13 protein-coding genes are annotated in these 13,530 nt (G+C 64.9%); all 13 read left to right on the forward strand.

The window, feature by feature from the left end; all coding sequences use genetic code 11:
• Window positions 1-2 precede the first annotated feature (2 nt).
• The 13 genes from VGN82_RS13605 to VGN82_RS13665 all read left to right on the forward strand — a co-directional run bounded on the left by VGN82_RS13605 (window position 3) and on the right by VGN82_RS13665 (window position 13,128).
• A complete protein-coding gene (locus tag VGN82_RS13605; RefSeq protein ID WP_414644298.1) occupies window positions 3-719 on the forward strand; it encodes an SDR family oxidoreductase in 717 nt (238 codons plus the stop codon).
• 89 nt (window positions 720-808) lie between these two features.
• The gene (locus VGN82_RS13610; protein ID WP_327527557.1) at window positions 809-1,849 is read left to right on the forward strand and encodes a zinc-dependent alcohol dehydrogenase; all 1,041 of its coding nucleotides are present in this window, start codon (window positions 809-811) and stop codon (window positions 1,847-1,849) included.
• A 21-nt stretch (window positions 1,850-1,870) separates the two neighbouring features.
• The gene (gene xylB / locus VGN82_RS13615) at window positions 1,871-3,331 is read left to right on the forward strand and encodes a xylulokinase (RefSeq protein WP_327527558.1); all 1,461 of its coding nucleotides are present in this window, start codon (window positions 1,871-1,873) and stop codon (window positions 3,329-3,331) included.
• 73 nt (window positions 3,332-3,404) lie between these two features.
• The gene (locus VGN82_RS13620) at window positions 3,405-4,082 is read left to right on the forward strand and encodes an HAD family hydrolase (protein WP_327527559.1); all 678 of its coding nucleotides are present in this window, start codon (window positions 3,405-3,407) and stop codon (window positions 4,080-4,082) included.
• A 7-nt stretch (window positions 4,083-4,089) separates the two neighbouring features.
• Window positions 4,090-5,052 carry a sugar-binding transcriptional regulator gene (locus VGN82_RS13625; RefSeq protein ID WP_327527913.1) on the forward strand — a complete coding sequence of 321 codons (963 nt, stop codon included), beginning with the start codon at window positions 4,090-4,092 and terminating at the stop codon, window positions 5,050-5,052.
• Window positions 5,053-5,208: 156 nt separating this feature from the next.
• The gene (locus VGN82_RS13630) at window positions 5,209-6,522 is read left to right on the forward strand and encodes an extracellular solute-binding protein (protein ID WP_327527560.1); all 1,314 of its coding nucleotides are present in this window, start codon (window positions 5,209-5,211) and stop codon (window positions 6,520-6,522) included.
• On the forward strand, window positions 6,506-7,513 hold the full coding sequence (locus tag VGN82_RS13635) for an ABC transporter permease subunit (RefSeq protein WP_327527561.1): 1,008 nt from the start codon (window positions 6,506-6,508) through the stop codon (window positions 7,511-7,513). The genes VGN82_RS13630 and VGN82_RS13635 overlap by 17 nt, the downstream gene beginning before the upstream one ends.
• Before the next feature lie 7 nt (window positions 7,514-7,520).
• On the forward strand, window positions 7,521-8,411 hold the full coding sequence (locus VGN82_RS13640; protein ID WP_327527562.1) for an ABC transporter permease subunit: 891 nt from the start codon (window positions 7,521-7,523) through the stop codon (window positions 8,409-8,411).
• Window positions 8,412-8,441: 30 nt separating this feature from the next.
• Window positions 8,442-9,182: a glycerophosphodiester phosphodiesterase family protein gene (locus VGN82_RS13645; RefSeq protein ID WP_327527563.1), complete on the forward strand. Its 741-nt coding sequence runs from the start codon at window positions 8,442-8,444 to the stop codon at window positions 9,180-9,182.
• A gap of 3 nt (window positions 9,183-9,185) precedes the next feature.
• Window positions 9,186-10,670 carry a mannitol dehydrogenase family protein gene (locus VGN82_RS13650; RefSeq protein WP_327527564.1) on the forward strand — a complete coding sequence of 495 codons (1,485 nt, stop codon included), beginning with the start codon at window positions 9,186-9,188 and terminating at the stop codon, window positions 10,668-10,670.
• A 726-nt stretch (window positions 10,671-11,396) separates the two neighbouring features.
• Window positions 11,397-11,597, forward strand: a complete 201-nt coding sequence (locus tag VGN82_RS13655; protein ID WP_327527565.1) for a hypothetical protein — start codon at window positions 11,397-11,399, stop codon at window positions 11,595-11,597.
• A 28-nt stretch (window positions 11,598-11,625) separates the two neighbouring features.
• Window positions 11,626-12,033 (forward strand): hypothetical protein, encoded by a 408-nt coding sequence (locus tag VGN82_RS13660; protein WP_327527566.1) that lies wholly within the window; start codon window positions 11,626-11,628, stop codon window positions 12,031-12,033.
• Window positions 12,034-12,084: 51 nt separating this feature from the next.
• Window positions 12,085-13,128, forward strand: coding sequence for a sensor histidine kinase (locus VGN82_RS13665; protein WP_327527567.1), 1,044 nt, complete (start codon window positions 12,085-12,087; stop codon window positions 13,126-13,128).
• The last annotated feature ends 402 nt before the right edge of the window (window positions 13,129-13,530 follow it).

The following is a 13,530-nucleotide window of genomic DNA, read 5'->3' on the forward strand; positions in this document are numbered from 1 at the left end:
AAATGACTGGAAAGACCGCTGCGATCACTGGCGCCGCCTCGGGCATCGGGCTTGCCTGCGCCAAAAGGCTGCTTGCTGCCGGCGCGCGGGTCGCCCTCGTCGATCGCGACGGCGAAGCCCTCGCACGAGCCTGCGCGGCGCTCGGCCCCAATGGCGTCCCCGTCGTCGTCGACCTGACCGATCCCGCCTCCGTCGCCGGCATGCTGCCGCAGATCCTCGATAAGGTGGGGCAGCTCGACATCTTCCACGCCAATGCCGGCTCCTATGTCGGCGGGCCGGTCAGCGAAGGCGATCCCGATGCCTGGGATCGGATGCTCAACCTCAACGTCAACGCGGTCTTTCGCAGCATCCACGCGGTGCTGCCGCACATGATCGCACGCAAGACCGGCGACATCCTCGTCACCAGCTCCGTCGCAGGCGTCGTTCCGGTGGTCTGGGAGCCCGTCTACACAGCCTCCAAGCACGCGGTTCAGGCCTTCGTCCATACGCTGCGCCGTCAGGTCATTCCGCACGGTCTGCGCGTCGGCGCGGTTTTGCCCGGTCCCGTCGTGACCGCCCTGATCGCAGACTGGCCACAGGAGAAACTCGACGCCGAGCGTGCCCGCGGCGGCCTGATCGAGGCGGAAGAGGTCGCGGAAGCCGTGCATTTCATGCTGACGCGGCCTCGCAACATCACGATCCGCGATCTCGTGATCCTGCCGCAAAGCACGGATCTCTAGCCGCCGAGTGGCTCGAGATCACCAAGGAAACCAGTTTCGGCGACCGACAATCCGTTTGAGCATTGTTCGCCAAGGGAGCTTCGACCGTCATGTCACATGCCGTCTTCCTGCACGCCGCGGGCGATGCACGCTTCGCACCGTTCAATCTGCGCGAGGGAGAGGCCGGCGAAACCCTGCTCGACGTCGCGGCCGTGGGGCTCTGTGGCAGCGATCTGCACTATTACAAGGACGGTGGCATCGGCTCTGCGATGATCGCGTCGCCCTTCGTGCCGGGGCATGAATTCAGCGGCTGGCTGACGGAGGATCTTCCGGAGCTCGGTCTCGCACGCGGGGCGCTGGTCGCCGTCGACCCCAATCAGGCCTGCGGGCATTGCGAGCATTGCCGCAGCGGACATCCGAACCTCTGCCCCGAAGTCGTCTTCATCGGCGCCCCGCCGCATGACGGGGCGATGACCGAACGGATCTGGGTGCCGAAGTCGCAAATCGTCGCCGTGCCCGAAACCTTCTCGCCGAGCGACGCCGTGATGCTCGAACCGCTCGGCGTCGCGATCCATGCCGTCGACCTCGCCAAGCCCCGCCTGCTAGAACGGGTCGCCCTGATCGGCTGCGGACCGATCGGCCTGCTGATCCTGCAGGTGCTGCGCGCAGCCGGCGTCGGGGAGATCCTCGCCTGCGATCCGCAGCCGCATCGTCGCGAGCTGGCGCTCAGGCTGGGCGCGAGCAAGGCCGGTGCTGGAGTCGCCGATATCGCCGATTGGACAAAGGGCGAAGGCCTGCCTCTGGTGATCGAAGCGACCAATGCCCCGGAAGGTTTTCGCGACGCCATCCGCGCCGCTCGCATCGGTGGCCGTGTCGTGCTGGTCGGCATCCCCGACGGCGACCGTTACGTCATCCCCGCCGCGGAAGCCCGCAGGCGTGGCCTCAACATCAAGTTCTCGCGCCGCATGGGCCATGTCTATCCGCGGGCGATCGAACTGGTGGCTCTCGGCAAGGTCGACGTCGATGCCGTGGTCAGTCACCGTTTCCCGCTCGCCGAGGGGCCAGCGGCGTTTCGGCGCCACGCGGCGAACGAAGCGGGCATGGTCAAGAGCATGATCTATCCGGGCGGCCTGCCCGATACCCATCGTTGAACGCGTTCTGCAGGATGTGATGTGAGCTATATCGGCATCGATCTCGGGACTTCGTCGGTCAAGGCCGTGCTGGTCGACGACCGTCAGCGCGTGCTCGCCGGCGCAGCGCGGGAGCTGGCCGTAGCGCGCCCTGCCCCGCTCTGGTCCGAGCAGGCGCCGGCGGACTGGGTCACTGTCACCATGGCGGCGCTGCGCAGCCTGAGGGAAGCCGCCCCCGAAGCCTTCCGCAGCTGTGCAGGCATCGGCCTCTCCGGGCAGATGCATGGCGCAACGCTGCTGGATGAGCACGAACGGCCACTGCGCCCGTGCATCCTCTGGAACGACGGCCGTGCCGCGGCTGAGTGCGCCGAGCTCGAAACGGTCGAGCCCGAAGCCCGCGCTATCACCGGCAACATCTCCATGCCCGGCTTCACTGCCCCCAAGCTGCTCTGGGTTCGCCGGCACGAGCCCGACATCTTTCGCCGGACCCGCAAGGTCCTGCTGCCGAAAGCCTATCTGCGGCTCGTGCTGACGGGGGAGGCGATCGAGGAGATGTCCGACGCCTCGGGAACGCTCTGGCTCGATGTCGGCCGCCGCGACTGGTCGGACCGGATGCTGGCCGCGACCGGGCTCGATCGCAGCCACATGCCGGTGCTCGTCGAGGGTTCGCAACCGGCGGGGCGCATGCGCGCCGAACTCAGCCGCGAGCTTGGCTTCGACGCGCCACCGCTCTTCGCCGGCGGTGCGGGCGACAACGCCGCCGGAGCGGTCGGCCTGGGGGCCGTCGCGCCAGGCAGCAGCTTCGTGTCATTGGGGACCTCCGGCGTCCTCTGGCGCACGACCGAGGGCTTCGAGCCGCGCGCCGGCAGCGCCGTCCACGCCTTCTGCCACGCCCTGCCCGGCCGTTGGCACCAGATGTCGGTGCATCTTTCGGCGGCGGCAAGCCTGAGCTGGTGGTCCTCCATCTCGGGGCAGGCCGAGGCGGCGCTCATCGGTGAACTCGGCCCGCGGGTCGAACGCCCTTCCCGCGTGCTCTTCACGCCCTATTTGTCCGGCGAGCGCACACCGCATAACGATCCGCAGATGCGTGGCGGGTTTGCCGGCCTCGGCCAGGAGACCGATCGCCGCGCGATGACGCAGGCCGTTCTGGAGGGCGTGGCCTTCGCCTTCAGAGACGGCAAGGTTGCCCTGGAGAGCGAAGCGGCGCCGATTGCGGACGCGATGGCCATCGGCGGCGGTTCGCGCTCGGATCTGTGGCTGTCGATCCTCGCGGACGTGCTCGACATGCCGCTTCGGCGCTATCGTCAGGCCGAGTCCGGCGCGGCCTTCGGGGCCGCGCGCCTCGCCCGGCTGGCCTGCTCGAACGAGGATCCCGCGGCGGTCTGCACGGTCCCCTCCGGAGAAGTCGACATTTTCACGCCGCATCCCGCCAGGGTCGAAGCCTACGCGGAGGGCTATGCGCGCTGGCGGCGCGCGGTGGCGGCCAGCAGCACCCTTCGCTGACGGCGCTGCAGTTTGACAGGATGTCGGGCAGATGCTCTTCATGTGAGCATCCGCTCTGAATGATTGTTGCCTGATGACCTGCTCTCATCCGCCCTACGACCTCGTCATCCTCGATTGCGACGGCGTGCTCGTCGACAGCGAGGTCATCAGCTGCCGGACCCTCGTCGATATTCTCTCGCCTTTCGACCGCAGCTATGATCTGGAGGCGGTCATGCGCCGCTATCTCGGGCGGCCATCCAGCGCAGTGATCGAGGACTACGAGAAAATGACCGGGCGCCCGGCCTCGGCCGACTTCACGCAGGACTGGCGGGCCCGGCTCTTCGCGTCCTTCAGGCGCGACCTCCAAGCCATCGAGGGCGTGCGCGACGCCGTCGCGAATTTCGGCAGCGATTACTGCGTCGCCTCATCCAGCGATGAGGAGCGCATCGAGATCTGCCTCCGCAAGGCGGATCTCTGGGACCTGTTCGAGGGCCGGATCTTCAGCACGACGCGCGTGCGGCACGGCAAGCCAGCCCCGGACCTCTTCCTGCTGGCCGCCCGCGAGCGTGGCGCAGCACCCGAACGCTGCCTGGTGATCGAGGACAGCGTCAGCGGCGTCATGGCGGCGAAGGCGGCAGGAATGACGGCTTATGGCCTCGCCGCCGGCAGCCACTTCGCCGTGCTGGACCAGCGGCAGGCGCTGCTTGCAGCCGGCGCCGACCGGCTCTTCGAATCCTGGCAAGAACTGGCGCCCGCTTCGGCAACCGGCTGAGGATCCGATGGCTGATAACGATAGCGCCCGCAACGACAGCGCCCGCCTTGACGACGCGGCACGCGCGGGCTGGCTTTACTACATTGCCGGCCGCACTCAGGACGACATCGCGCAAACCCTGAACATCTCGCGGCCGGCGGCACAGCGTCTCGTCTCGCTCTGCCGCAGCGAAGGGCTGATCAGCTTTCGCATGAACCATCCGATCAGCACCTGCATGGATCTCGCCGCCCGGTTGCGCGACCGTTTCGAGCTGCTGCACTGTGACGTCGCGCCGTCCGACGGCTCGACCGAGACCGGCGCGGCCGGCGTCGCTGCGCTCGGCGGCGTGCTGATCGAGCGCTGGCTGCGCTCGCGAAAGTCTCTGGTCATGGCCCTGGGGACTGGTCGCTCGATGCGCGCCAGCATCGAACGCGTCCCGCCAATGTCCTGCCCGCTGCACCGGCTCGTTTCGCTGGTCGGGACCATCTCTCCCGACGGCTCGGCCAGCCCGTTCGACACACTCGTGAAGCTCGCCGAAATCACCAAGGCTCAGCATTTCCCCATGCCCTTGCCGCTCTATGTGTCGAGTCCGGAGGAGCGCGCGCAACTCATCGAGATTGAGTCGATCAAGCGCATCCGCGCCATCGCCAGCGAGGCCGATCTCTGGGTGATGGGCATCAGCCAGATCGGCGATGACGCGGTGCTCTACCGCGACGGGTTCATGACGCGCAGCGAGTTGCTAGAACTGGTCCGCCACGGCGCCGTCGGCGAGGTGACGGGCTGGGTCTTCGATGCAGAGGGCCGCCTTCTGGACCGCGGCACGAACCTGCGCGTGACCAGCGTACCGCCGGAACCCGGCAGCGCCCGGCTGCGCATCTGCATCGGCCAAGGGCCGGCCAAAGTCGCGCCATTGCGTGCCGCTCTGACCGGCAAGATCGTCAACGGCCTCGTCACCGACGAGGACACCGCCCGCGCCCTGCTCGCTGACTGATCCCACTCGCCAGCCATGTCGGCGCCCCTGCGTGCGAGCCATCGTGCGCGGCTGTCATGCGTCCGTCACCAACGGTTGACATAACGAGCCAGTGTGCGAGCATATGCTTCAATAAAGAGCATATGCTCGCATAAGAACCGATGAGGGAGGCTTTACATGCGACCTTTCTATGGAGTGTTGGCGGGTGCGGGCGCGATGCTGCTGGCGGGAATGTCCTCCGCCCAGGCCGCGACGGAAATCGAGTTCTGGCACGCGATGAGCGGTGCGCTCGGCGAACGTGTCGACGAAGTGGTCAAGAGGTTCAACGACTCGCAGAAGGACTACGTCGTCAAGGCGATCGCCAAGGGCAACTATGACGAGGTTCTGAACGGCACCATTGCCGCCTACCGCGCCAAGCGGCAGCCGGAGATCGTGCAGTCGAACGAGCGCTCCTTCCTAACGATGGTCAATTCCGGCGCCATCGTCTCGACCGCCGAGCTGATGGAGCAGCAAGGCCTCCCGGTCGACACCTCGAAGTTCATCGCGCCGGTGGTCAGCTACTTCGCGATCAACGGCAAGCTCCAAGCGATGCCGTTCAACTCGTCGACGCCGATCCTGTTCTACAACCGCGATCATTTCAAAGCCGCCGGCTTCGAAAAGCCCGGCGCGACCTGGCAGGAGCTCGAGCCGCAGCTCGACGCGATCAAGGCCAAGGGCGTCTCGAAATGCGCGATGGTTCTCCCCGGCGACTACGAGTGGAGCTTCCTCGAAAATTACAGCGCGGTGAACGACATCCCCTATGCGACGAAACGCAATGGCATGGATGGCCTCGACACCAATTTCGTCTTCAACAAGGGCAAGCTCGTCGGGCAGGTCGAGCGGATGAAGCGGCTGGTAAGCTCCGGCGTGATGCAGCTCGCCGGCCAGGGCATCATCCCGATCCAGCTCTTCACCTCTGGCGAGTGCTCGACGATCATCGCCTCGACAGCCTCGCATGCCGCCGTCGTCGCGGCCGCGAAGTTCGACTGGAGCGCGACGGAGCTGCCCTATGAGCAGGGCGTGACCCCGAGGAACAGCGTCATCGGCGGCGCCGCGCTCTGGACCCTGAAGGGCCATACGCCGGAGAAGTACAAGGCCGTCGCCGCCTTCTACGACTTCCTCGCCAAGACCGACACGCAGGTCTGGTGGCATCAGGCTACGGGCTATGTCCCGGTGACGACCGCCGCATATGACGCCGCCAAGGCGCAGGGCTACTACCAGAAGAATCCCACCCGCGAGATCGCCGTGGTGCAGCTGATGCGCGGCACGCCCAGCGACAATTCGCTCGGATTCCGCATCGGCAACAGCAATCAGATCAACGTCGCGATCATGGAGGAGGTCTCGGCCGCCTTCCTCGGCAAGAAGCCGGTGCAGCAGGCGCTCGACGATGCGGTGTCTCGCGGCAACGAGGCGCTGCGCCGCTACGAGCAGCTCAATGCCGGCAAGAAGTGACACGGCTACCCTTCCCGCGGCGGCTGGCGGCGGCGGTCTTCGCCTCCGCTGGCCGCTGCGGCGCCTGCTTCTCAAGGGGACGGGCGATGCCCAGTCCGAAAGCGGGCTGAAGCGTGCGCATTTCCGCGATTGGCGCCTGCCGTTCTGGCTGCTCGCGCCGCAGCTCTTCATCCTGCTGCTGTTCTTCTTCATTCCCTCGATCAGGGCGCTGATCCAGGCTTTCCAACTCACCGATCCGTTCGGCGCGACCACCCAGTGGGTCGGCTTCCAGAATTTCGAGCGGCTGTTCCGGAGCAGCGTCTACTGGTCTTCGGCGCAGGTGACGCTGATCTTCACCATCGCGCAGAACGTGCTCACGCTATCGCTCGCGCTGCTGCTCGCCTTCGCTTCGAACCATATCCTGCGCGGTCGCGGTGCCTACCGGACCGTGCTGCTTCTGCCCTATGCGATCGCGCCTGCCATCGCCGGCATCATGCTCGCCTTCCTGTTCAATCCTCGAGTCGGCCCCGTCGCGCATATGCTGCAGGGGCTCGGCTTCGATTGGGATCCCAACCGCAACTCCTGGCATGCGCTGGCACTGATCGTGATGGCGGCCTCGTGGAAGCACATCTGCTACAACTACATCTTCCTCGTCGCAGCGCTGCTCTCGGTCCCTCAGTCGATCCTCGAATCCGCCTATCTCGACGGCGCCGGGCCGATCCAGCGCTTCCTGCGCATTTCGTTGCCGATGATCACGCCGACGCTGTTCTTCCTGATCGTGATCAACTTCGTCTACGGCCTGTTCGAAACCTTCGCCATCGTCGACGCCACGACCCGCGGGGGCCCTGCCGGAGCCACCTCGATCCTCGTCTACAAAGTCTATCAGGACGGCTTCGTCACGCTCGACCTTGGTTCCTCCGCCGCGCAATCCGTCGTTCTGATGGCGCTCGCGCTGTTCCTGACCTTCGCGCAGTTTCGCTTCGTCGAACGCCGCGTGAACTACAGCGTCTAGGCGGGCGATGAACGAACGTACGCCGATCATCGACTTCGCTTGCCATCTCATTCTGGTGATGGGCGCAGCGCTTGTCTGTCTGCCGATCTACTTCGTCTTCGTCACCGGCTCGCTCTCGCAGACCGAGATCATGCGGGTGCCGATGTCCTGGCTTCCGGGAAGTCAGTTCCTCGCCAACATGCAGACCGTGCTGAGCAACGCGAATTTCGGCCGCCTGCTGCTCAACTCCTTCATCATCGCCTCGGGGATCACCATCGGGAAGTTGGCGGTGTCTGTGATCGCGGCGTTCGCGGTCACCTATTTCCGCTTCCCATTCCGGATGACGGCCTTCTGGCTGATCTTCATGTCGCTGATGCTGCCGATCGAGGTCCGCATCGTGCCGACCTATGAATCGGCGGCGAACGTCGCCCTGCCGCTCAACATCCTCGGCTCCTGGCTCGGCATCCAGGCGCTGGTCGACCTCGACTGGAACCTGGTCAACACCTATTCGGGCCTTATCCTGCCGTTGATCGCTTCGGCCACGGCGACTTTCCTCTTTCGCCAGTTCTTCCTGACCGTCCCCGACGAGCTCTGCGAGGCCGCCCGCATCGACGGCGCCACCCCCTGGCAATTCTTCCGGCTGATCCTGCTGCCGCTGTCGCGCTCGAACATCGTGGCGTTGGCGATCATCCTCTTCCTGATGGGCTGGAACCAGTATCTCTGGCCGCTCCTGCTCACCACCGAGCCAGCCATGGCGAACGCGGTCATCGGGCTGAAGAAGCTGATGCCGCAGAGCGACTCACTGCCGACCTGGCACCTGCTGATGAACGCGGCCTTCCTGACGATGCTGCCGCCGACCCTCGTCATCCTCATCCTCCAGCGCTGGTTCGTGAAGGGGCTGGTGGATAGCGGCAAGTAACCGGCCAACAGGCAAGCAGGGCACATCGACATGCGGATCATCGGTCATCGCGGCGCGCGCAACATCTGGGCGGAGAACAGCCTGAGCGGATTCCGCAACGTTTGCGGGCTTGGCGTCGACGCCGTCGAGCTCGACGTGCATCTGTCGAGCGATGGCGAGGTCATGGTGATCCACGATCCGCTGCTGGAGCGCACGACCGACCACAAGGGGCCGGTCGCGCATCTCTCCCGCGCGGCGCTCGCCAAGGTCACGCTGGACGACACGCTGGGCGAGACGATCCCGACGCTGCCGGAAGTCCTCGACGTCTTCGGCCCGACCGGGATCGAGCTCGAAATCGAGATGAAGATGGATGCCTTCGGCAATCCCTATCCCGGCCTGCTCGACAAGGTCATCGCCCTGGTCGAAGCCCGCAAGATGGCCTCGCGCGTCGTGCTGACCTGTTTCGTGCCCGAGGTCATCGAGGAGATCCGGACCAAGGCGCCGGGCATGCGCCGGCTTGCCTCGGTCGACCGTCGCTCCTGCGAGGCCTTTGGCGGCGTCGACCGCACCTTGCAGCGCTTCGTCGATCTCGGCTGCATCGTCGCCGTCGAGCAGTCGCTGCTGCGGCTGTGTGTCGATCGCGCGGTCCGCATCGTCGGCCGCGACAAGCTCGGCGCCTGGGTGCCCAACACGGTGCGCGATCTCGATTTCTGGTTTGGTCAACCGATCGCGCAGATCACCAGCGACCGCCCCGACCTCGCCTTGCAGCTACGCGCAGCGAGGAAGGGCTGAATCATGGCGGTGCGCCTGTCCCGCGCGACGCTCGGGCAGCTCGGTCCGTCGGTCGGCGTCCCCGGCTACCGTGCGGAAGAGCTGAGCCCCGGCATTGTCCATATCGGCGTCGGCAATTTCCACCGCGCCCATCAGGCCGCCTATCTCGACGAGCTGTTTGAGCGCGGGCTTGACCGCGACTGGGCGATCATCGGCACCGGCGTGCGCGAGAGCGACGCCGAGATGGGCCGCGATCTCGCTGCGCAGGATCTCCTGACTACGGTGGTGACGCAGGAGGCCGAGCTCTCGCAGGCGCGCGTCACCGGCGCGATGATCGATTTCGTCGCGCCAGGCGACAGCGCGGCGATCATCGGGCGCCTCGCCGATCCCCGCACGCGGATCGTCTCGCTGACGGTGACCGAGGGCGGTTACTACATCGACCCGGCGACGCAGGCCTTCGACCCCGGCCATCCCGATATCGCCGCCGATGCCGCAGATCGCCTTGCATCTCCAAAGACTGCCTTTGGCCTGATTGCCGCCGGCCTCCTCAGGCGCCGGGCGGCCGGCCTCCCGCCCTTCACGGTGATGTCCTGTGACAACCTGCCGGGCAATGGCCATGTCACCGCCGACGCCGTTGCCGGGCTCGTCGACCTGATCGACCGCGACCATGCGCGCTGGCTTCGCGACAGCGTCGCCTTTCCCAACGGCATGGTCGACCGCATCACACCGGCGACGTCGGATCTCCAGCGACAGGCACTGCGGGACGATTTCGGCATCGACGACCGGCGCCCAGTCTTCTGTGAAGATTTCCGGCAGTGGGTGCTGGAGGACCAATTCCCGGCCGGGCGTCCGCGCCTTGAGGACGTCGGCGTCCAGTTCGTTGCCGATGTGGCTCCGTTCGAATTGATGAAGATTCGCATCCTCAATGGCGGCCACGCGGCGATCGCCTATCCGGCCGGACTGCTCGACATTCATTTCGTCCATGAGGCGATGCAGGACGCCCAGATCGCCAGCTTCCTCGCGGCCCTGCTCGACGACGAGGTTATCCCCGTGGTTCCGCCGGTCCCGCATACCGATCTGGCCGACTACAAGCGCACGATCGAGCGACGCTTCGCCAATCCGAAGATCGGCGACACGATCCGCAGGCTCTGCCTCGACGGCTCGAACCGCCAGCCGAAATTCATCCTGCCGACGCTGCGCGATGCCTTGAGCGCCGGCAGGCCGATAGAAGGGCTCGCACTGGTCAGCGCTCTGTGGTGCCGCTACTGCTACGGCGAAACCGAAAGTGGACAGGCCATTGCGCCGAACGACCCGATCTGGTCGCGGCTGACGATACAGGCGCGGCAGGCCAGATTCGCGCCGGAATCCTGGCTGCAGATGCCGGACATCTATGGGGATCTGTCGGACAACGGGCGCTTCCGCGACGCGTTCTGCCTGACATTGCAGAGGATCTGGCAATCCGGCGCGCGTTCATGCATCGCCGACTACCTCGCCGCCCGCAGCCGCTGATAGCCAAGGCGCCAGGGCATGACGTTGCCACCATCGTCGGCGGCGATCAGCGAGCGCTTCGTCTGATCAGGAAATGCGCGGCGTCAGTCGAAAGCCAATAGCGGCCCCGGTCCGCAAGGCTTCGAACCGCAGCTGAGTACCTCAGCCGTCACGACCTCGGCTGGCGAAGGTGAAAGCGAGGTGCCTGTCAGCGCGCTTCAGTCCCCTTCCACACGCGCAGATGCGGCATTTCAGGTTGGCTGCGTCGAGACTGCTGCAAGCGCTCGCGCCGTCGCGAGGCGACCAGGCGATCGGCTTGCGAGGGCAATCGGGGCGAGTTGGCCCGTGAACAGTAGGCTGAAGCGACGCCATGGCGAGTGCAGCCTAACGGCAGAGGAGCGGGCTGGCCGAGTGTCACCAGCGCCGTTTGCGCGTCGTCAGTTTGCGTGAAGCGCTCCTGAAATGGAAAGCTCACCAAACGGCACCGGGAAGTAATTGACCATAGGTAAGATCGATTTGATCAGTTGCGATCGACCTCCGACGGAATCTCGATGCCCATCGTCTGGCCCTTTTGTTAAAAATTGCTAGATCCACTGCCCGCTCGGAGCGCGCTGGTCGGCTTGTTCAACGCTGTTTGGTGCCGCGGTCACTTGCTACCTGTGCAAATAGCTGATGAGTTCTCTTGACCAATCGCGCCTGGGGTGGTGCGATCCTTGCCAGGACAACCAATGTACCCGAGGGGCTCGCATGGCCTCCGACACGAACTCGATTCGCTGCGACGGCTGCGGTGATGCCACCATCCGGATGCCGGAATGGACCCATGACGACTCGGAGATTTTCTGCTCGGGATGCGGAGAACCTCTGGGGACGATCAAGAGCCTGCGTGAGCGGGTCGAGGCTGCCGTCTCGGACGAGCCCGACACCTTCGCAGATAACGACAACCAATAAGCTCGAATGCGGCCGGGGGGCGCTCAAAATGTCATACAACTGGCGCGACGCGACTGTCGTGATCGAACATAAAGGGTTCAAAATAACCGACGGGTACGTCGGCTTCGGATTGAGAACGGCCGATGACGATCAGCTTCTCTTCAAGATGAAGTCAGCCGACCTCAAACGGATGGCACTGTCGTTGCTACTGACGGCAGGCACTGCTGCCGCAGTCGAAGCGACATCTGAGAACTTCGCCCGCGTGGAAGCAGATATTCTGGTCGACCGTGTGAGAGCCAGTGTGAACGACACGCTGGAATTCGGCGTCCTTTCGTTTGGAGGTGGCGAGCTGGGCGCAGGATCGCTGAGCATGCCAATATCGGACGAGGCCATTAGGTCTCTCATCCGTGTCTTGCCGAAGATTCTCCAGGCGATCGCGCCGCCCCACACAGCGTGACGGTGGCTCTCAGGCCCATCAGGTTGGGGCGTGCGCACGTGGCGCCCGCACGTGTCTTTTGACATTCGTTCGGCGACACCGATCCTTGTAGAAGCTCTTGACCTGCATCTGATCGGTAGCTGGATGACGACCTTGGAACTGCGCGACGCTCGCTTCATGCGAAGCTTGCTCGCCGCCTCTGACGACTGCATCAAGGTGATCGACCTGGATGGGCAGCTCAGATTCATGAGCGAGGGCGGCCAGCGTGTCATGGAGGTCAGTGACTTCAACGCTCTGGCGGGCTGTCCATGGCCTGACTTCTGGAGCGGAGAAGGCCACGCGGAAGCGAAGCATGCCATCTCAGAGGCACGAGCCGGACGCAGTTATCGCTTCCAGGCTGCCGCGAACACCGCTGCTGGTAATCCGAAGCACTGGGACGTCAAAGTCTCTCCGATCCTGGGGCCGGACGGCAGGCCGGAGTCGATCCTTTCGGTGTCGCGCGACATCACCGAGCTCAAGTCGGCGGAGGAACGGCAGACGCTGCTCGCCCAGGAACTCAAGCATCGCATGAAGAATACGATTGCGATGGTTCAGGCGATCGCGGGCCAGACCCTCAGGGGCGATTTGTCCCTCGATGACGCACGGAACGCGCTCACAGGCCGGCTCGCGATCCTCGGGGCTGCGCAGGATCTACTGACGCAATCGTCATGGGCACGAGCCCAGCTTCGGGTCCTGGTCGGCAATGCGCTGGCGCCTCATGGTGCGGCCGGTCGGTGCGACATCAACGGTGCCGACCGCGAAATCTCATCGAAATGCGCCCTGGCTCTTGCTCTGGCGCTGCATGAGTTGACGACGAACGCGATCAAGTATGGGGCGCTCAGCAACGACAACGGCCGCGTCGAGATCGCTTGGACTTTTGGTGCCGACTTCAGGTTCGTCTGGAGAGAGATTGGGGGACCTCCCGTCTCGCCCCCGTCCCGTCAAGGCTTTGGCTCTCGAATGATCGAGCGTGCACTGGCTGGCTACTTTCAGGGCACGGGCAAGATCGAACACCTGCCCAACGGCCTGGTCTTCACACTGGTTGCACCACTCGCTGCTCTCGACGACGAGGCCTGAGGAACTGTGCTTCCGGTACGGGCCGTTGACCGCCCGTCTGTGCTTGGCCTCCCGATGACCGGTCAGCGCTCGCAAACCTGGCCGAGCCACTTCCAGCCCGCCCGCGACGCCTTCAGACGGTCAATCTCCTGAGAGGGCCTGGATCTGCCGCTCGAACTGATTGGGGATACCGTGTGTCGAGCTCTCGATGACAAGCAAACGCTCGCCGGTGCTAGGGAGCCCGCATCCTTGACACGGAACTCACTGGCGGAACGCAGCAATATCACCTGCCTAACGCCAGTTGACCGAGAAATGATGCCCATACTCGGTCATCTGCATAACAGAAAAACGGCCTTCCCGAGGAAGGCCGTTTCGATCATATTTCAATAGCTTAGCACTATAAATCTACACTCGATCGCTTAC

This window comes from Allobosea sp., from assembly GCF_035999205.1.
Classification (GTDB): Bacteria; Pseudomonadota; Alphaproteobacteria; order Rhizobiales; family Beijerinckiaceae; genus Allobosea.